Consider the following 19641-nt stretch of genomic DNA (forward strand, 5'->3'; position numbering starts at 1 on the left):
GAAATCTTGGGTATAGAAAATGCAAGAAATCCTTGGAGTGACTAAATAAATGCGATTCGATTCGGTTTTGAGTTCTCCAACAATGTGGCTCGAGGTTACGGGGCGCAACAATTGTTGGGCCCCGTAACGAACCGTTGAGGCACATAGTAACGAGAGGATGAAGAGAGTCATGTCGGAGCGAGAGTTACGGTTGAGGCCGGCCGAGATGCGACCGGAGACACTGAAGAAAGCGAAGGAGATGATGCAGATTTTATACATGCATCAGCGACTTACAGTAGACCAACTGCGTGCCCTGATAGGGATAGGCAGCTTGAACACAGTAACTCGCATTTTAGATCGAACGGGGTATGTGGGGCGTCGTCATCGCTCGGGGATATTACTGTACCGCGGTGGTAGATGGCGTCAAACACACCGGATAGATGTACTCCATCTGAACGCACATGGAATCGCGGAGATGGAAGAATTGCTCGGTGTGGACAGGTGGGGGTATACGGATAGGCCTGGAGACATGGTTCCTAACAATCTGGTTCGTTGTTTACAGATGGCGGACGCGGTGGTGGCAGCTCGGATGGCTGGCGGCACCGACCTTCAGTGGGAGAGCGTTTTGTATTGGCTGGGTAGGCAGCGTGCATGGGAACCTGCGCGTGAATCCGATGACCAGAGCATCAGGGAGCTCAAGAGCGTATGGGAACATCGGCCCACAGCGGCTGGCTTTTTACGACGGCGTGACGGAAAGGATCTTTGTGTTGGGTTGTACCTGAAAACGGCAAGAGGATACCTGAATTACGTGCACCGAGCGTTCCCAGAGAAATTGCTTCATCACTTTGATCCGGTGCTGTTCATGGGAATGAAGAGCTACGAGCGGTTTTTCCCAATGGCCATGCAGTCGCTGTACGGGATGTATCAGAACCTGATGATCCTGCCCTACGAATACAGTCTGGACCACCCCACTTGGCTGAACGCGGCCCTGCACGGAGATAACACGCTGGTGATGCAGCCGTTGTTTCAACGTAAACAAGTGGAGGGGTGGGACGTGAGGGAATTGCACCACCACCAGATTCCGTTTAGATGGGTGATGTTCAACGATACCGAGACGCTGCATGTGGACACAACATATGGCACCTCATTAGGTCACGTGGCGTCTCTCGTAACCATGCCTGCCAGTGCGGCTCGCGGGGTCGTGCGTCGAGTTGTATACGTGGTCAGTGAAGGTGAGAAGCAGACTCTCGAAAAATGGCGCAGTTCGCGCGGGAACTATGCACCGGTAGAGTTTCGCGTGATTGACTGGTAGAAAACAACGAATGAGACTCCCGTACAGGTGTACAAGGAGATGCAACGCTGATGACACTCCATAACGAAACGGGCGATATCACGAAGATACGCGCAGATGCCATTGTTAACGCGGCCAATGCGAAAGGATACATGGGTGGCTGGCTGGGGAAGTACATCCGGTTGCGCGGCGTGGCTGAAAGCATCCATTACGCGACGTCCGGCGCAGTCGAAAAGGAGGCCAAGCGAGTTGTCCGCGCCAATCCCCCTGGCCTCGGCGATGTATACGTCGCGGGTGCTCATGGATTGCCGGCCACATGGGTTTTACATGCTGTAACGATACTAAAGCCGGGTTCGCGGTCGAGCATTGAGGTGGTCGAACGCTGTGTAGACAACATCAGAGATGTATGTCATTCGCTCAGAATCCGGACCGTTGCGGTGCTTCTGCTTGGAACAGGAACCGGCCGCGTACAGGTGCGGGACGTAGAAGAGTTGTACGAGGTCAAATTTGGAGAGGCCCAAGACCTAGATATTGTCGTAATCCGCTGCGATTGATCAAAGTTGGCAAAAGGGCACTACGAAAATGACTTCCAGAATCGACAGTGAGTGATTCAAGGACATAATACAATAGAAGGGAGAAAAGATAATTTCAAGCAAGAAAGGTCGTAGCCATTGGATACCAACACCACGATTGAATGTAGCCATAGTCTCATCCCCAAAGAAATTACCCCTTTATTTTCCTCATTTTAACTTACTGCATTTCGAGTATGTATTGCTCAATCTCAGCACTCATAGTGAACCAGGGGACATCTAAGCGGTCCTCTGTCTGTTCGTGGTACACGCCTTTAGTGAACACCCCGCCCCCATCACAATTGACCTCTTCCTATTGACATTCCAAATCATATTGCGTTACTAATTGTATGAGTACCGTATTTCGATACATAATTGGGGTGATTGTACCGATATGCGGGATGAATTGTCCACATTGCATAAAGCACTCGACGTGCTCATGACCATCGCTCACAGAGGAGGAGAAGCCAAAGCATCCGATTTAGAACAGGAATTGGGCATTTCTCGTAGCAGCTTGTACCGCATTATCGGGACATTGCGAAGCAAGAACTTCGTCGAACCGGGTGCCCCAGGCTGCTACAGACTAGGGTTCGGCTTCCTGGTGCTCGGCCTTATGACAGATCATCAGATCAAGAATATGGAGACCGCGGTTTCACCCATCCTGCATGACCTGGTCCGGAAATCGGGCGAAACCGCCATGCTGACAGCGGTATCCCATCCTGACGCCATCTGTGTCGCACGAGTGGAAAGCCCTCGGCCAATTCGGCTCTCGTTTGAAGTCGGACGGCGTATGCCCCTGTGCAGCGGCGCGTCGGGCAAGATCCTACTGTGCTTCATGGAAGACGACGAGCTCGAGCGATACATGGCCATGGCCAAGGAGACCGGGCTTCTGGACAGGTGGAACATCACGGAGGCGGTGGTCCGGGAGCAGATACGGTCCGCTCGAGAGCAAGGTTATCTGACGACATCATCCGAGGTGGACAGTGATGCATTCGCCATCAGCGTCCCCGTGTTCGACGCGACGGGCAGTTGCCGGTATGGACTGTCGCTCGCTGGGCCGCTGGGACGGTTCGAGCCTGAGAAGTTTGTCCCGGTAATCAAAGAGGCTGCCCAACAACTCAGTCACTTCCTATTTCCGTCGCAACGAGGTGAGGAACCTTGAGTTTATCCGTAGACCGGTCGCGAATCCAGTGGATGTTGGAAGCGTTAGCCAAGTTCCATGAGCCTGGGACTCTATACACACGGCGGTCCTTCACGAGTATCTATCAAGCGGCGCGACAATGGCTGGTGAACCAGATGGGCGACTGCGGACTTCAAGTATCTATCGATGCGGCAGGCAACTTGATTGGACGCTTGGAGGGGACGGAACCGGGGCTTCCCGCCCTGATGACCGGTTCCCATATCGACACGGTCGAGAACGGCGGCCGCTTTGATGGAACGGTCGGTTTCGTCGCGGGCTTGGAGGTGATCCGCGCGTTGGCCGACGCGGGCATGCGGCCCCGGCATGCGATTGAAGTGGTCGACTTTCTCGCGGAGGAACCCAGCGCCTTCGGCCTGTCGACCGTGGGCAGCCGGGGCATGGCCGGCAGATTGACCGCGGACATGCTGCAGAGCCGTGACTCCTCCGGGCGGACACTACTGGAAGCCATCCGGGAGATGGGTGGCCGACCGGAAGTTCTGACGTCTCCGCTCCGCCAACCGGGCGAGATCGCCGCTTTCCTCGAGATGCACATTGAACAGGGCCCCGTGTTGGAAAACCGTCGTCTCGACGTCGGCGTGGTGACCGGAATCGCGGGGATCCACCGCCACCGGATTCGGGTGGACGGACTGCAAGGCCATGCCGGGACCGTTCCCATGGATCTGCGGCGGGACGCGTTGGTCGCCGCGGCCAGAATGGTCGATGCCGTACGAAACATCGCGAAGTCCCGGACGGAACAGGGATGGTGCGTTGCAACCGTGGGGGAACTGACAGTCGAACCAAACCACGCCAACGTCATCCCGGGCCGGGTGACTTTCACTCTCGAAATTCGGGCACTGGAGCCCCGCGTTTTGGAGGAAACGTCCGACGTGATGCAGCGCGTCATTGCGCAGATCGCTCACGAAGAGAACTGCGAGGTGGTGATCATCCCCATCAGCCAGTCTACTCCTGTGCTGTCACACGAGCCCCTGATGCAAGCCATCGAGGCGTCCGCAGACGAGCTGGGATACGCGCACACTCGCCTACCGAGCGGGGCGGGACACGACGCCGCGCAGATGGCATCGCTTGTGCCTATGGCAATGATCTTCATCCCCTGCCGTGGCGGTATCAGCCACCATCCGGAGGAGTTCGCAACGTACGAACAAATTGCCCGCGGCATCGAAGTGCTGGGCGAGACCATCCTCAAACTTGATCATCAATTAGGAGGCTGACACCATGGACCTCATCATACGGTCGGATCGAATCGTGCTCGAAGACGGCTACCTGAACGGCTCCATCGCCATCCACGACGGCAAAATCGTCGGATTGTTCGATCACGCCCCAGATCTCCAGGCCGATCGCATCATCGATGCGACGGGGTGTGTAGTGTTGCCGGGGGTGATTGACACGCACACGCACATCCGCTACCCGGGGCACCCCGAACGCGAAGATTTCCGGACGGGTACTGCCGCAGCCGCGGCGGGAGGCATCACCACCATCTTCGAGATGCCCATCTCCACTCCGAGCGTCTGCTCGGCGCGCATTGTGCAAGACCGGATGCGGGCGGCCGAACGGGACAGTGTGGTGGACGTCGCGTTCTACGCTGGCGGCGGCCACTTCGCCCGGGCGGAGTACCAATCAATGGCGGATGCGGGTGTCATAGGCTACAAAATCTTCCTGCACCGCCCGCAGGCTGGCCGGGAACACGAATTCGAAGGGTTGTTCACCGTGGACGACGGTGAACTGTTCAACGATCTCGCCCAACTCAAGGACACAGGCCGCTTGGTCTGCTTTCACGCGGAGAATGACGACATCCTCGAGTTGGCGCGCACAAACCTCGAGGCTGCCGGACGCACGGACTACGCCGCGCACGCAGAATCCCATCCCGTCATCGCTGAGGTTGAGGCAGTCGCTCGCGTCATTCTGTTCTCGGCGTATACCGGAACGCCGGTGAGTATTGTCCACGTGACGTCCCCGCACAGCGCGCGGTTGATTCGCGACGCCAAGCGCCGAGGGGTCCAGGTGTACGCAGAAACCTGTCCCCAATATTTGTTCTTCACCCACGAGCGGCTTCTTGAGCTTGGTCCGTATGCCAAGATCAACCCGCCGTTGCGCACCAAAGAGGAACGCGACGGCCTGTGGGAATTTGTAATGGACGGGACCATCGACTACATCGGGACAGATCACGCCCCCTTCACAAAAGCCGAAAAGGACCTGGGATTCGAAAACATCTTTCTGGCGCCATCGGGCATTCCCGGGTTCGAAGCGGAGCTCCCCCTGCTCCTGACCGCGGTGGCGGAAGGAAGGCTGGATTTTCTGCGACTGGCGAAATTGACCGCGCAGAACCAGGCGAGAATCTTTGGGATTGACCACCAGAAGGGAGCCATCTCGGTGGGACGGGACGCGGACTTTGCCATCGTGAATCCCTACGTGAAGTGGCGACTCCAACACACAACGATGCTCACAAAGGCCAGGGACATTGCCCGCATCTTCGACGACATCCCCGTGCAAGGAAAGGTGGAGTGCACTATCGTGCGCGGAGAGGTGGTGTATCAAGACGGAAAAATCCTTGTGTCCCCAGGCCATGGAAAGGTGGTGAAACCGAAATGAGGCCCGACATCGTGCTCATTACCATCGGTGAATCTCCTCGCCCTGACCCGATGGACGCGCTGGGACTGGCGGGTCATGACGGGGTCACGTTCATCGGTGCATTGGATACACTTCGCGAGGACCAAGTTGCCGAACTGAGGTGGAATCCTGACGACGAGGATCTGCCTATCTTCACCTGGTTTCGAGGACAGGAGGTGATCCTGGGGAGGCGTCGTTTGTATCATCGCCTACGGCAAGTGGTCTCCGCGCTTCCCAAAAGACCTTCGCTGATCGCCATTTTGTGTACAGAATCTTTCCCGGGAGTTGGCGAAGGAGACTTTGTGCTTAGAATTGACAAACTTTTGACTCAAACCGTATCCGCCTTAACTGTCGGGCACACAAGGTTAGGTGTTTTTGTACCGGTTCTCGGACAGGTGGCTGCGGGTGAAGCGCGTTGGAACCTGTTTGCACAATCCGCTGCCTGTTGCCTCCCGCCGCGGTCAGATGAGTCACAGATTCGAGAATCCTGCAGGCTGATGAGAGAGAGGTTAGGCGGAACGCCCCACCTCATCGTTCTGGACTGCATGGGCTACACGAGGCAAGACCTTCAAACCGTATCCGAGGAATTCGACTGCACCATCATTTGGCCCGCCGAGCTGGTACGCTCCATCTTGCATCGCCATATGAATATCTCGCCATGAGAGGTGAATGACAATGGCTCTGGCAAAAAACGAGATGATCTATGACGAACAACTGACCAATCACGATTTGCTCCCCGTACCGGCTGCCGAACGCAGATGGACATGGTACAGCTACATGGCGTTGTGGATGGGAATGGTTCACAATATTTTTAACTACGAGGTCGCCGCAAGTCTCATTGCCCTCGGCATGAACATCTGGCAAGCGCTTCTGACCATTTTCATCGCAGACTGTATTCTCATGATCCCGCTCGGTCTCAATGGGTACGTGGGAAACAAATTTGGAATCCCCTTTCCCGTGTTCGCGCGGCTGGCGTTCGGCGTGTTTGGCGCTAACATTCCTGCACTTATCCGAGCGTTCGTTGCTATTGGATGGTTCGGCGTCCAATCATATCTGGGGTCCACGGCCCTAAACGCACTCATCACTTTCATCGCACCAGGGTGGGCCAAGCTTTCAAGCACGTTCTTGGGAATGCCGGCAAACGGGTGGATCGCACTCCTGCTCTTCTGGCTCCTGCAGGGACTGCTGGCGCTGCACGGAATGGACATCATCCGCAGATTTGAAAACTGGGCAGGGCCGCTCGTCCTGGTTATCATGCTCGGTCTCGTGGTGTGGGCGTTCGCCATCGTGCACGGATTCGGACCCTTGTTCCACCAGCACAGCTCGTTCAAATCCCCTGCAGGGTTTTGGTCGGCCTTAGGTCCAGCTGTGATTAGCGTGATTGGTAGCTGGGCGTCGATGGGTCTGAACATCCCGGACTTCACACGCTTCAGCCGGACCACCAAGGATCAGGTCATAGGCCAATTTCTAGGACTGCCCATCACGACCTTCGTGTTCTCCCTGATGAGCGGGTTCATCACCTCCGCCACCATCGTCGCCTTCGGGAAGGCCATCTGGGACCCGGTACAGCTGCTGCAGCACTTTCACAATCCGTTCGTGCTCATCGTGGGCGCCGCGTCTCTCACCGCCGCCACGATTTCCGTGAACGTGGCATCGAACTTGGTGTCCCCGATTTACGATCTGATAAATGTCCTCCCGAAGCGATTGAACTTCAAGTCCGCCGCCCTCATCAGCATGATCATCGCGTTCGTCATGATGCCGTGGCGACTCATGCAAAGCCCGCAGTCATTGGAAACTCTGCTGAACACCGCCGGAGCGTTCCTCGGCCCCGCTACAGGCATTGTGATTGCCGACTTTTGGCTACTGCGGAAGCGGTCCGTGTCTGTCTCGCACCTGTACAAGGTCCATGGTGTATACCGGTACTCGAAAGGTTTCAACCTGTACGCAATCGTTTCTCTCGTCATCGCCATGCTGGCATCCTTCGCAGGGAATTTCCTGCCCGCCTTGAAACCCCTTTCCGGGTACGGCTGGCTCGTCGGCGTTGGACTTGGCTTCATTGTGTATTCTATCTTCATGAAGGCCGCGAAATACGAGATTCCCACGAAGGAGGAAGCTGTCGAGGCATAGCTCGCCTCAATTGGGCGGTCGGCTTCGGCCACATATTGGGCAACTTGACGCCAAAGGCCAGCTGGTTTCCACGACTGCACCAGAGATGACTGCTGGGCCGCAGGCACTTTCATGCGAAGATTTGTATGAGTCACTATGTAACGGAGTTGGTGGGTATGCTGGCATGGCCGATTGTATGACGAGTTGCATCTTTATGGGTGGGTTATGGCCAATTTGTACAGTCGCATGCATCGGGATCATCACCCTCGGTTGCTGGGCTGGATGCAGCGATATTTGTGGTGTATAGTGCGGTGGAATGCTGTAGAACGTATCACCGTTATGGTGCACACTCCCCGATTTCGAGGGGTGTGCACTGTCCCGTATTTACATATAACGTATGATGCGATATATTGTCATCAAGATGACGAAACTAATGAAGAAATACGACAAAACCCAAGTTGTTTTGAGCATTGTAACATGGAATACGTAATACAGAATCGACCCAAACAGGAACGAAAATACCAGGTATAGAAACAAGAACCGTCTTGAGAATTCTCCAATACGCCTTTCGATTCGTTCGTCGGTTGGGTCCGTATACGGCCCTCCGTCGAATCCCTTAGCTCGCTTGAAATATTTCCAGCCAGTCCTCAAAAGAAAGCTGGTCACAGAGTACAGAATGAACATTTCAAGAAAAGCCATCAATCTTGAGCGGGCATCAGGATTAGTTGCTATAGCGATGATCCCGAACGCTATAAAAGGGTAAATGAATTCACGGATCCAAAACTGAACACGGTCGTTGGGTACCTGATTCATATTCGATGCCAAATTCGCTCACTCCTCCACCAGTTCAAAAATATCCTCCACTCTCTTGCCGAAGTACCGAGCAATTTTGAGCGATAATTCCAGACTTGGATTGTACTTGCCCGTTTCGATAGCAATAACGGTCTGACGAGTAATTTTCAAATCCTTGGCAAACTGAATTTGTGTAATGCCTAACTCATTTCGAAGCTCCCTTATGATGTTTCTGACCATATACAGACCTGACTTCCTTTTTGGATGTAAAGGTTTATTTACAAGCACATAGTACATCCTCTGCAAACGGGTGTCAACACCTCTTTACAGGAATTTATTACAATTGAGTCCGGGATAACTGCCCTCCGGACGTTTTTGTGTATTTGACGAACCCACCCAACCCTTGTGAAAACGGAAAGGTCATGGATACCCGGCCTTAGAGTGGTCTCGTGCGTCGGATTCGATGCCACCGGTTGCGAGGATTCCACCGCACCCCCTTACCGCAAAGGGCCGCGCTCCTTATCCTCCTTCGCTCGTACACTACGCTCGCTCAGTCCGGTACCGCGCTTAACCCCAAGGTGCAGTGAGCCTCTGGCGCCTGGCGCGGCGGGTTTGCAGCCTCGCGCGGCCCCCAAGGGGGCGCACGAGACCAAGTTTGAGGGAGGGGAACGAGAAAGAATGAAACAACCAATCGTCATCATGAGCCTTTTGGTTCTGGCCGTATTTCTGGAGATTTGCAGCGTATACGTTGCACGCCATGAGGGCCGACATGAATCAACCTTCGGCCAGCCAGTAGGGCCCATATTGCGGCCATGATGACAAGTCGGATCTTCGTAAAGGAGCCAGTCATCATGCCAATACACGTTCAAACGGGTGACTTCGCGAAAATACATCCGGATGCTCTCGTCAACGCAGCCAATGCAAAAGGGAACATGGGAGGCTAGATGGAAAAGTACATCCGTCTGCGTTGAAACAAAGCGAAGTGGGTTGTCCATGCGGCGCTGGATGCGGGGAAGGACAGCGTAATTCGGATGAAGGAACAGCGGTGTTCGATCCATGAAGGATGCCCAAGATGCTGTTTGAACATTGCCCGGCAGACGTGACGTGGGGGGAGTGGAACAGCAAGGGGAATCGGGTGCAAGTGGAGGCGTGGGACGAGTCTGATCTGACAGTTGGCCGCAGGTTCGCGTCCCGATGCGGATGGTCAAGGTGATTCGGACGACACAACGGCGGGTTTTCTGTGGGATGAAAGAGCGAGTGCAGCCGGATGTGGTGGAGCGTTGGATCGCCACCACGTGCAAGAGAAAGGCGGTGTCCACGCGGACAGTGGATCGCGTTGCAGGCGCTCGATGGGATATTGAGAACAACGGGTTCCATGACCTGAAGACGTACTGGAACATGAATCATCCGTTTGTACATCACCCAAGGGCGATCCGGGCATGGCTGGGGATTCTGGTGCTAGCGGTGAATCTGCTGTACGTGTATGTATACGGGCATCTGCACTTTTTGAACCTGGCACATCCCGTTACAGGCGGTTGTAGAGGCGATGAAGGAGCAGATCCGCTGGTGTCCCCCACAAATAGCGCAGCTGCTGTGGAACACCGGGTAGCCACGGGCCCATTTCATACGCCATCCGACACAAATCGTGGGGAAAATTTGTCCTGGTGCTGTGAAAAGTCGATCGAGGCGGAACGGAGTCGACGGCGAGTACGGCTCATACCCAAGGGTGAAAAAACCGCGCACAAGCATGCAGATGGGAGAAAAGATATGTGGGGGCCTAGGATGGCAGCGCTAGTGATTGACAATATGGAATATGTGGCTTATTATGTTCATGTATATGAAGTTAAAGTCAATTTATGCATACGTATGCATTTATTTCGCATACGTATGCAAGGAAAGGACGAGTTATAAAGTGACACGTTTTCTAAAAAAAGGAAAACCTAAGGAAGAAATCAAGCAAGTCGACGAACAGGTTTCTGAGACCGTGAAATCCATTCTGGCGGATATTGAACAGCGCGGGGACGCGGCTGTCCGTGAGCTTTCCGTCAAATTCGACAAATGGGAGCCTGCCAGCTTTCGCCTGTCAAGATTCGAGATTGATGACATTCTTGAAAGCGTTCCACAAAGCACGTTGGACGACATCAAGTTTGCTCAAACGCAGGTTCGTCGTTTTGCTGAAAAGCAACGGGAGGCTCTGCGCGATGTGGAAGTGGAAACTATCCCGGGAGTTGTGCTAGGGCACAGGAATATTCCAGTGAACAGTGTGGGTTGTTACATTCCTGGTGGCCGTTATCCGATGGTTGCCTCAGCACACATGAGTGTGCTGACGGCGAAGGTCGCCGGCGTGAAGCGTGTTGTTGCGTGCACACCTCCTATTAATGGTCAGATTCCGGCAGCAACGATCGCCGCGATGGTATTGGCAGGAGCCGACGAAATTTATGTATTGGGAGGTGTTCAGGCCATTGGAGCCATGGCATTGGGTACCGAAACTATCGCTCCTGTCGACATGCTCGTAGGTCCCGGAAATGCCTTTGTGGCCGAAGCGAAACGTCAACTTTACGGACGAGTCGGTATTGATTTGTTCGCGGGTCCGACTGAGATCCTTGTCATTGCCGATGAGACGGCCGATGCAGAAATGGTCGCATGCGATTTGTTAGGTCAGTCGGAACACGGTCCGACTTCTCCGGCTGCCCTGATTACTACCTCAGAACAGCTAGCCGTAGACACGTTGGCGGAGATTGAAAAGCAATTGAAGACGTTGGAAACCGCCGATGTCGCGCGGCAAGCCTGGGAAAACAACGGCATCATCATCCTGGTTGACAGTCTCGAAGAGGCAGTGACCGAGGCGGACAAGTTGGCGTACGAGCACGTGGAGGTGTTGACGAAAGAGCCTCGCTATTTCCTGGAACATCTGACGAATTACGGAGCGTTGTTCCTCGGGCCAGAGACGAATGTGGCGTATGGCGACAAGGTCATTGGCACGAACCACATTCTCCCTACGAAAGGGGCCGCACGTTACACAGGTGGGTTGTGGGTAGGTAAGTTCCTAAAGACGTGTACCTATCAGCAGTGCACTCCCGAAGCGAGCGCATTTGTCGGTGAATATGCCGCACGATTGTGCGACTTAGAGAACTTTGCGGGACACAGGGAACAGGCACTGCTTCGGGTACGCCGTTACGGAAAGGCGGCTGCAACCAGTAGGTAGGATGGTGACCGGTGATGGATCGACCAAAGCCAACTAAGCCGAACCAGTTGAAAAGTAGGGGTGTCGGTCATAAGCGGGTGACCACTTCCGACATAGCTCGTGTTCTCGGCATCAACCAGTCGACGGTTTCGAGAGCTCTCAGTAACGGCTCCGTTTCGCCGGAAAAACGGGAGCTGATCTTGCGGACTGCGAAGGAGATGGGCTACCGACCAAACAGCATTGCGCGAGGACTCATAACGGGCCGTTCTCGGATGATAGGGCTGGTTACCACCGATATCAAAAACCCTTTTTATCCGGAAGTCATTGAGCGGTTCACCAATGTACTTCGGGAGCTCGGGTTTCATGTCCTGTTTGTGAATTCGGCGGGGGATGATATTGACCATGACGATATCGCACCGCTTGTTGAGTATGAGGTGGAAGGCGTCATTGCGGTTTCCGCACGCCTTTCCTCCTCACTAGTCACGCGCATCCAAGACTACGGTATCCCGATAGTTCTGTTCAACCGGTACATTCGTGATGCACCTTGTTCGGCGGTGAGTTGCGATAACGTTCGCGGTGGTCAAATTGTCGCCGAGTTATTCATTCGTACGGCCCATACGAAGCTCGCTTTCGTATCAGGTACAGTGAACACGTCAACCAGCATTGATCGCGAACGTGGTTTTCGCAGCGCGTTGGCTGACGCCGGGTGTCCAGGACCGGTGGTGGTTTGCGGAAATTACACCTACGAGGGCGGGTATAATGCAGCACTGCAACTATTTGACATGGACGAGCGGCCGGATGGCGTCTTTTGTGCCAACGACATCATGGCGTTAGGGGTACTGGATGCGGCTCGGTCCTTAGGTATCAAGGTTCCGGAGGAAGTTTCCGTAGTGGGCTTTGACGACATCTCCTTGGCTTCGTGGAAAGCGTATTCACTGACGACCGTTCGCCAGCCTGTCACCGCAATGATTGAGAGGACCGTGGACAAGCTGCTGAATGAAATCGACGGGGCTAGCACGGAATCGCGCATCGACTTCATTCCAGGAGAGCTAGTCGTCAGAAGCACGGTGGCCGACAAAAGGAAAATGTGTAGCAGTTGACTCAGTCAATATGAGACAAAAATTGACGAAATCGGGGTGTTTCCATGAGCGGAAAGGTCACGAGAATCCGATGGATCATTATGTTTCTGGTCTTTCTTATCAGCACCGTGAGTTATCTTGACCGTACGAACTTGTCTGTGGCGGCTCCTGTGATTTCAAAGCAGTTTGACCTGACACCTGTGCAGCTTGGGCTGATTCTAAGCGCGTTTTCCTGGGCCTATGCCATTGCTCAAATTCCTGCCGGCATGGTGGCTAATTGGCTTAAGCCAAGGCGGACCTATTTTTACGGACTCTGGGCTTGGTGCATCCTGCTCGTCTTGACGACCACTGCGAGTTCATACGCGGCGTGGATCATTTTTCGGATTCCATTCGGGCTGGTCGAGGCCGTTACGTGGCCTGCGGCATCCGTGCTGCTGAGTCGTTGGTTTCCTCGCGTGGAATACTCACAAGCCATGTCACTACAAAACTTGGGGCTTGTGATTGGGGCAGCAGTTGCTCCACCGATTGTAACGCTCATTCTTGTTCACTGGGGTTGGCAGATGGCGTTCATCATTACTGGATTGATTGCTGGGATTCTTGGAACGGTGTTCTACTGGTATGCAAAAGACGATCCCGAAGATCATCCACACGTGTCGAAAGAGGAACTCGACTGGATTCGCCGCGATCAAGTACAGATTTCCAACAATCGAGCTCCCAAAGGGTTGTACAAGGTTCTTGTCTGCAGGCCATCACTGTGGGCGGTCGGAATTACGAATTTCGGGTTAGACTTTATTAACTTTATGTTCTTGACTTGGTATCCATCTTATCTGACGACCAAATACCATATGTCGCTAAACAAGATGGGCGTGATGGCGATGGAGCCGTACGTGTTTGGGCTAATCACTGTGCTCGGTTCCGGGGCCATTGTCCGACGCATGACGAACCGGGGAGTAGACTCAGTTATAGCTCGCAGAATCGTGATCTCACTTGGGCTCGTCTTGGGAACCGTGGCATTGTTTGTCACCTCGTACGTCGCCAACATGTACATCTCGGTCACGGCGATGTCACTGGGATATGCGTTTGTCATGTCCATTCTGGGCCCGATGTGGTCGACGGCCGCAGAGGTTGGTGGCCAGCAAGGTGCTGGCTTCTCAAGCGGATTCGTGAACTTCATCGGTAACATTGGTGGAATTCTCTCTCCCATTTTGATGGGTTTTGTTCTACAGAAATTTAGTTCGTTCACACCGGCTATATTCGTAGCCTCCGGCGTCACACTGGCCTGCGCGTTGGCGTTCCTGTTGCTTTATCGGGTTCATGCCGATCGGGCTTCCGTCGCACAATTCCTCGTTGGTCGCGTTACGGACATGTAGGATCAATAAATTGTAATTAGATCCATTATGTGATATAGGTGGGGTGCTGAATGAGAATAGGGCTGCTAGGGCTGGGAACGATGGGCAGTCAATTTGCCACAGTCTTTCTCGAACACGGGTATTATGTGATTGGTGTGGAACCCGACGAAAATCAGCGTCAGCGGGCGGAGGCACAAATCCGACAGGGACTCCGCACGCTCGGCAACTCAGACAACGAGTGCACAGAAAAAATGAAAGGTTTTTTCGTTACAAGGAAAATACAGGCGCTAGCCGAAGCCGAATTCATCCTGGAAGCGGTGCCGGAAGACCTATCCCTGAAGAGGGAAGTCATGCGTACAGTCAGTCACATTAACCCGAACGCCATTTTGTCTTCCAATACATCGGCGTTTTCCATGAAGGAAGTGTTTACTCTTGCGCACAACCGGGAGCGTACCATCGGAACCCATTGGTTCAACCCGCCTCATCTCGTCCCGGGAGTCGAAGTTATCGCGGGCCCAGATACGTCTGAAGAAACATTGTGCCGGACGTGTCAGCTGTTAAAGGAAGTTTCCAAAATACCCGTTCAAGTTGCTGACTACCCCGGTTTTGTCGTCAATCGCATTCAGATGGCAATGGTACAAGAGGCCATTCGCTGTGTAGAAGAGGGTATCGTTCCGGCAGAGCAGTTGGACTTACTCGTGCGAGCGACACTGGGCTTCCGTCTCGTAGAATTCGGTCCACTGACCGTGGCTGATTGGGCAGGACTGGATGTTTACGAAAACATCTTCAATTATTTGACTGAAAAACTGGGTAAGCGTTTCGAGTGCCCTCGACTTCTAAAGGAAGAAGTCGATCAAGGGCGATTCGGCGTAAAGTCAGGAGCTGGATTCTTTCAATACGCAGAAGACTTTGCGTCCCTCTTGGCCACACGTGACCAGGCGTTGAACAAACAACGTCAGGTTTGGGAGGGAGATGGATGTCGGAGCTGAAATCTACACATCCCCGCATCGCTCTGGTCGTTGGTGGTAGGCAAGGCATTGGCAAGACCATAGCGAATGTCCTCGCGAAACGGGGGTACACAGTGATTGCTACATCCCGCGCGCCAGTCCACGACAAAGACCGAGATCACTGCCCGTATCAACTTGAGACGCTGGACGTGACAGATTTGGATTCGGTCAACCGATTGGTGACGAAAATTGCATTGGAATATCCATATTTGAACGTACTCGTTAACAATGCTGGCATTGCCGGCCCCACGGCTCCGATCGACGAGATTGCGGATGATGAATGGGAGCAGGTGTTTCGAGTCAACGTGCAGGGCGTCTTCCGTATGTGTAAAAGTGTTCTTGCTCTGATGGAGCGATCGATGAAGCCGAGGCGGATTATCAACATTGCTTCGATGACGGGCAAACGTCCCCTGTACCACCGCGTGCCATATGCTGCAAGCAAGATGGCGCTTATTGGCTTGACACGCTCCTTGGCTCTGGAACTTGGAAGCCGAGAGATCACGGTGAACAGTGTCAGCCCCGGCTACGTCGAAGGCTCTCGCATTCAGGCTGTCATCGAGAGTCAGGCCCGTGCCCGCGGTATCGATCCTGCTCAGGTCTCCGAGTCATTCTTGGCCCAAAGTCCACTCCACCGTTTTGTCTCTCCCGACTCGGTGGCGCACTTGGTAGCGTTTCTGGCGTCCGAGGAAGCGGAGGACATCACAGGTGCAGATTTTGGTGTAACCACAGGCGTTTGGATGGACTGAATAGAACTGAATAGAAGAGATGGAGGTAATCCTCTATGGCAACTAAGTATGAAATTCCAACATATGGTCATTTCGTAGATGGGGAATGGGAGCCTGCCGACAGTACTATCCCGGTTTACGACAAGTATACCGAAAAAGAAATCGGGCGCATCGGTGATGCGACGCGTGAGGAGGTTTCGCGCGCAGTCGCAAATGCACTAGACACCTTTCAGCAGATTCTCCTGTCGCCGAGGGAGCGCTACGAGATTTTGATGCGGGCGGCGGCCATCTTCAAGGAGCGGAAGGAGGATTTTGTACAAACCATTGTCAGCGAGTCCGGAAAGGTGATAAAAGACGCTCGGGCAGAGGTGGAGAGGGGGATTCAGACGCTGATTGCCGCGGCAGAGGAGTCGAAGCGAATCGCCGGACGCGGTATCCCCCTGGCCCAGTCAAAGAGCGACGGTAAATTGGCCTTCACCCTGAGAATGCCTGTCGGCGTCATCGGCGCCATCACGCCGTTCAACTTTCCCTTCAACCTGGTCATGCACAAACTGGCACCAGCGATCGCCGCGGGAAACACCGTGGTGTTGAAACCGGCTGAGAAGACGCCGCTCACTGCGTGCAAGATGGTAGATGTACTGATTGAGGCAGGGCTACCAAAGGGGGTTGTCAATGTCGTCAACGGCACCGGTGCCACAGCCGGTCTGTACCTATTGCAAGATGATCGAATCGCTATGTTCACATTCACTGGCAGCCCCGCCGTTGGCCAGCACGTTAAGCGGGTCACGGGAATCCGCAAGGTGACGTTGGAACTGGGAAACAACTCACCAAACATCGTGCATAAAGATGTGGCCGATCTGAATCGGGCGGTCCAGTTGTGTGTCACGCGTGGATACTCAAACGCCGGGCAGGCCTGCATTTCCGTGCAGCGAATTTATGTGCACCGAGACATCTACGATGAATTCTTACGGCGGAGCGTGGAGCTCACCAAGTCCTTGCGGGTGGGCAATCCACGGGATCCAGAGACAGACGTCGGTCCCTTGATTTCGGAGCGGGAAGCGGCGCGGGTGGAGTCGTGGATTGAGGAAGCGAGAGCCGGTGGGGCGCAGGTTGTCTGTGGCGGCACACGTGACGGTGCACTGTTTTATCCTACCATCCTGACCAACGTCACGTCTGACATGAAAGTCGTGTGTGAAGAGGTATTTGCACCGGTCATTTCGATCACGCCTTATGACGATATTGACCAGGTATTCCGGTGGGTAAACGACACACGCTTTGGCTTACAGGTAGGTGTCTTCACTTCCGATTTGCAGCTGGCCATGCGGGCGGCACGAGAACTCCGATTTGGTGGCGTGATCATAAACGATGTGTCAACCTATCGGGCGGATGTCATGCCGTACGGGGGCGTCAAGGACAGCGGGGTCGGTAAGGAGGGACCCCGTTATGCCATCGAGGAAATGACGGATGAACGTCTCGTTGTGATTGATCTAGCCTAATACCTTCATTTAGGGTGGGAGAGAAGACAGATGAACCACGTCTGGGAATTTTGGGCGACTAAGCAGATTGTCTTCGGTGTTGGATCTATACAGCGCCTGCGTGACATCCTGAATCAATTCAACGCCCGGAGTGTACTTGTCATCACGGATCCGGGCGTTTGCCGAGCAGGCATTTTGGATAGCGTCTTGGCCGTGATTGAGCGGGAAAAATACGTTGTCTCGGTCTACGATAAGGTGGTGCCGGAGCCGCCGGTTGCCACTGCCTGTGAATGTTATGAGTACGCAAAGTCGGAGTGTGACCCCGACGTCATTATCGGGCTAGGCGGTGGCAGCAGCATCGATCTCGCTAAGGTTACGGCGCTGCTGTTGGCGCATGGAGGGCATCCATCGGATTATTTTGGTGAAAATAGGGTGCCTGCTTCGATTACACCGCTGATTGCCATACCGACCACGGCTGGAACTGGCTCTGAGGTGACGCCAGTGGCGGTTCTGACCGACGTGGAGAACAATTTGAAAGTTGGTATTTCCGATAATCACCTGCGGCCAGAGGTGGCCTTGCTCGATCCTGAGTTGACGTTGCGGCTGCCCAAGTACGTGACGGCGTGCTCAGGAATTGATGCATTGGCGCACGCGATTGAGGCATATACTGCGAAAAGTTATCAGTACGTCGAGGTGGAGGGGCCCATCCTTTTCCAAGGAGCGTTGCCCATCTCGGACGCGCTGGCAAGGCATGCGATTGAGTTGATTGCTGAAAACTTACCCATCGCAGTACACCAAGGCAGCAATCTCAAGGCGCGGTCGAACATGCTGCTGGCGAGCACGCTGGCCGGGATGGCATTTTCCAACGCGGGTACGGCCTTGGCGCATGCACTTGCCTATCCCATCGGCGGCCTCGTTAAGTCTCCGCATGGGGAAGTAACCGGCCTGCTGTTACCGTATGTGATGGAGTTCAATGCAACAGTGGCCGCGAACAAATTACAGAAAGTAGCCGGCTATCTAGGCGCTCGCACGGTGGGGCTGGATGCGACTGAAGCGGCCTTGGCTGCACCAAGAACTGTGTTGAAGCTGGTCGAAACCATTGGGCTCCCGACCCATCTATCTCAAATAGGTATTCAGGAAACCGATTTAGCGGAAATCGCTGAAAAGACCTTAGAAATATCCAGGCTTGTTCGCAACAATCCACGGGTGCCGACCAAGGACGAATTGATAGAATTGGTCCGTAAGGCCCTGTGATGACTTGGTATGAAAGATTGGCGGGATGAGTACTGTTAGAGTCTAAGATAGTGGTGTGAATTGCGAGGCTGCCAAATTGACAGCAAAGCCATCTGAGAGTGTGGATCGACACTCAGTGTTCTACCGGCAAGCGCGATGTCTGTCGATGCCCTGAAGCGTCTCGGTGTGAAAACTTCCACCCAAGATCATGGAACTCAAGGGTCGACGGTGCAGTGACAATGGAAATCGAAGACTGTGGAGTAGCCCCACCACAAGTGGGGCTTTCGGCCATGTAGTCCAATCTTGAACCTACAAACCCGTGCCGTTACATGGGTGCTGTCAGATGCTGCCTTGCCCCTGCAAGGTACGCTTTACGCGTTTGCTTCCGATAGGTGCGTGGTTTCCGCTGGCCCGGCTCCCGCACTACATGTAGAACATCAATCATCTTCTCCAGATTCTCGCGAGCCTCATTCACCAAGGACGGATCCGTGGTAGGCAATGTTCGCAGGAGCGCAGGTTCCAGCAGCAGCTTGCCTTGGTTCGCGGTTGTCTGCGCCTATGTCCTGGACAAGGTGACTGGAGAGGAGCCAGGCGCAAACGTGACGAAAGACTCGAGGAGCACTTGGCTGAGCGTGATAAGGTATTCATGGAGACTCTACGCACGTTGCAGGAGGAGTTGTGGCCAAGCAACAGAAAAAACGCAAAGGTCCCTTCATATGGATTAGAAGGAATTGATGTGCGTTTTTGAGTCGTCCGGGGACTTCCTGTTTGATGTGACAGGCTGGCCGGTGATAGATGTGTGTGGAGAAGGTGCAAGCGTCAACCACCCCACGGCTAACGCCGGTGGGCTTGCGATGAGCAAGCCCTGGATTGACCAGGCCGCATGAGCGGGAATAGCCACTCATGCAGGCGTTATTGAACGTGTAAATCTGAAAAGAGTCTTGATCAGAGAGCGGAATCCACATTGAGGGATAGGATTCCGCTCTTTTTTTGTCGGAGACCACGAGCCATTGAAAAACAAGAGGGAGGCCGATATTTGCTGGGAGG

General features: G+C 54.1%; 15 protein-coding genes and 1 pseudogene. 14 read left to right on the forward strand and 2 right to left on the reverse strand.

The window, feature by feature from the left end; translation table 11 throughout:
• The first annotated feature begins 169 nt into the window (after positions 1-169).
• From AK2_RS15370 to AK2_RS15400, 7 genes are all read left to right on the forward strand, one after another.
• The gene (locus AK2_RS15370; protein WP_067936667.1) at positions 170-1291 is read left to right on the forward strand and encodes a hypothetical protein; all 1122 of its coding nucleotides are present in this window, start codon (positions 170-172) and stop codon (positions 1289-1291) included.
• Between the two features lie 50 nt (positions 1292-1341).
• Positions 1342-1824 (forward strand): macro domain-containing protein, encoded by a 483-nt coding sequence (locus AK2_RS15375; RefSeq protein ID WP_067936672.1) that lies wholly within the window; start codon positions 1342-1344, stop codon positions 1822-1824.
• A 409-nt stretch (positions 1825-2233) separates the two neighbouring features.
• Positions 2234-3001 carry an IclR family transcriptional regulator gene (locus AK2_RS15380; protein WP_067936675.1) on the forward strand — a complete coding sequence of 256 codons (768 nt, stop codon included), beginning with the start codon at positions 2234-2236 and terminating at the stop codon, positions 2999-3001.
• Complete coding sequence (gene ertE / locus AK2_RS15385; RefSeq protein WP_067936679.1) at positions 2998-4248, forward strand: N-carbamyl-l-glutamate amidohydrolase ErtE; 1251 nt, start codon at positions 2998-3000, stop codon at positions 4246-4248. Before AK2_RS15380 ends, ertE begins: the two co-directional genes overlap by 4 nt.
• Positions 4249-4252: 4 nt before the next feature.
• The gene (locus AK2_RS15390) at positions 4253-5626 is read left to right on the forward strand and encodes a dihydroorotase (RefSeq protein WP_067936683.1); all 1374 of its coding nucleotides are present in this window, start codon (positions 4253-4255) and stop codon (positions 5624-5626) included.
• Positions 5627-5637: 11 nt separating this feature from the next.
• On the forward strand, positions 5638-6306 hold the full coding sequence (locus AK2_RS15395; RefSeq protein ID WP_169794812.1) for an AroM family protein: 669 nt from the start codon (positions 5638-5640) through the stop codon (positions 6304-6306).
• A gap of 13 nt (positions 6307-6319) precedes the next feature.
• Positions 6320-7771 carry an NCS1 family nucleobase:cation symporter-1 gene (locus tag AK2_RS15400; RefSeq protein ID WP_067936690.1) on the forward strand — a complete coding sequence of 484 codons (1452 nt, stop codon included), beginning with the start codon at positions 6320-6322 and terminating at the stop codon, positions 7769-7771.
• Positions 7772-8581: 810 nt separating this feature from the next.
• Here AK2_RS15400 and AK2_RS15410 read toward each other — a convergent pair.
• Positions 8582-8782 carry a helix-turn-helix transcriptional regulator gene (locus AK2_RS15410; protein ID WP_067936697.1) on the reverse strand — a complete coding sequence of 67 codons (201 nt, stop codon included), beginning with the start codon at positions 8780-8782 and terminating at the stop codon, positions 8582-8584.
• Positions 8783-10454: 1672 nt separating this feature from the next.
• Here AK2_RS15410 and hisD point away from each other — a divergent pair.
• The 7 genes from hisD to AK2_RS15455 are packed head-to-tail and all read left to right on the forward strand — an operon-like array spanning position 10455 to position 18615.
• Positions 10455-11747 carry a histidinol dehydrogenase gene (gene hisD / locus AK2_RS15425; protein ID WP_067936706.1) on the forward strand — a complete coding sequence of 431 codons (1293 nt, stop codon included), beginning with the start codon at positions 10455-10457 and terminating at the stop codon, positions 11745-11747.
• A 14-nt stretch (positions 11748-11761) separates the two neighbouring features.
• Complete coding sequence (locus tag AK2_RS15430; RefSeq protein WP_245632943.1) at positions 11762-12826, forward strand: LacI family DNA-binding transcriptional regulator; 1065 nt, start codon at positions 11762-11764, stop codon at positions 12824-12826.
• A gap of 44 nt (positions 12827-12870) precedes the next feature.
• Positions 12871-14175 carry an MFS transporter gene (locus AK2_RS15435; RefSeq protein WP_067936712.1) on the forward strand — a complete coding sequence of 435 codons (1305 nt, stop codon included), beginning with the start codon at positions 12871-12873 and terminating at the stop codon, positions 14173-14175.
• 50 nt (positions 14176-14225) lie between these two features.
• Positions 14226-15143, forward strand: coding sequence for a 3-hydroxyacyl-CoA dehydrogenase family protein (locus AK2_RS15440; RefSeq protein WP_067936716.1), 918 nt, complete (start codon positions 14226-14228; stop codon positions 15141-15143).
• Positions 15131-15907 carry an SDR family NAD(P)-dependent oxidoreductase gene (locus AK2_RS15445; RefSeq protein WP_067936720.1) on the forward strand — a complete coding sequence of 259 codons (777 nt, stop codon included), beginning with the start codon at positions 15131-15133 and terminating at the stop codon, positions 15905-15907. The genes AK2_RS15440 and AK2_RS15445 overlap by 13 nt, the downstream gene beginning before the upstream one ends.
• A gap of 35 nt (positions 15908-15942) precedes the next feature.
• Positions 15943-17382: an aldehyde dehydrogenase family protein gene (locus tag AK2_RS15450; protein WP_067936726.1), complete on the forward strand. Its 1440-nt coding sequence runs from the start codon at positions 15943-15945 to the stop codon at positions 17380-17382.
• A 30-nt stretch (positions 17383-17412) separates the two neighbouring features.
• Positions 17413-18615, forward strand: a complete 1203-nt coding sequence (locus tag AK2_RS15455; RefSeq protein ID WP_067936729.1) for a hydroxyacid-oxoacid transhydrogenase — start codon at positions 17413-17415, stop codon at positions 18613-18615.
• A 325-nt stretch (positions 18616-18940) separates the two neighbouring features.
• Here the strand turns inward: AK2_RS15455 and AK2_RS17565 are convergent.
• A pseudogene (locus AK2_RS17565) lies at positions 18941-19112 on the reverse strand (IS5/IS1182 family transposase); the annotation flags it as partial.
• Positions 19113-19641: the final 529 nt, after the last annotated feature.

Origin of the sequence: Alicyclobacillus kakegawensis NBRC 103104, from assembly GCF_001552655.1 — a bacterium.
GTDB lineage: Bacteria > Bacillota > Bacilli > Alicyclobacillales > Alicyclobacillaceae > Alicyclobacillus_G > Alicyclobacillus_G kakegawensis.

Excerpts from the sequence above, each read along its gene's own strand:
- AK2_RS15455 (WP_067936729.1), top strand. The coding sequence starts at position 17,413 with ATGAACCACGTCTGGGAATTTTGGGCGACTAAGCAGATTGTCTTCGGT.
- AK2_RS15450 (WP_067936726.1), top strand. The coding sequence starts at position 15,943 with ATGGCAACTAAGTATGAAATTCCAACATATGGTCATTTCGTAGATGGG.
- AK2_RS15410 (WP_067936697.1), bottom strand. The coding sequence starts at position 8,782 with ATGGTCAGAAACATCATAAGGGAGCTTCGAAATGAGTTAGGCATTACA.
- AK2_RS15380 (WP_067936675.1), top strand. The coding sequence starts at position 2,234 with ATGCGGGATGAATTGTCCACATTGCATAAAGCACTCGACGTGCTCATG.
- AK2_RS15440 (WP_067936716.1), top strand. The coding sequence starts at position 14,226 with ATGAGAATAGGGCTGCTAGGGCTGGGAACGATGGGCAGTCAATTTGCC.
- AK2_RS15375 (WP_067936672.1), top strand. The coding sequence starts at position 1,342 with ATGACACTCCATAACGAAACGGGCGATATCACGAAGATACGCGCAGAT.
- AK2_RS15400 (WP_067936690.1), top strand. The coding sequence starts at position 6,320 with ATGGCTCTGGCAAAAAACGAGATGATCTATGACGAACAACTGACCAAT.
- AK2_RS15435 (WP_067936712.1), top strand. The coding sequence starts at position 12,871 with ATGAGCGGAAAGGTCACGAGAATCCGATGGATCATTATGTTTCTGGTC.
- AK2_RS15370 (WP_067936667.1), top strand. The coding sequence starts at position 170 with ATGTCGGAGCGAGAGTTACGGTTGAGGCCGGCCGAGATGCGACCGGAG.
- AK2_RS15390 (WP_067936683.1), top strand. The coding sequence starts at position 4,253 with ATGGACCTCATCATACGGTCGGATCGAATCGTGCTCGAAGACGGCTAC.
- AK2_RS15445 (WP_067936720.1), top strand. The coding sequence starts at position 15,131 with ATGTCGGAGCTGAAATCTACACATCCCCGCATCGCTCTGGTCGTTGGT.
- AK2_RS15430 (WP_245632943.1), top strand. The coding sequence starts at position 11,762 with ATGGATCGACCAAAGCCAACTAAGCCGAACCAGTTGAAAAGTAGGGGT.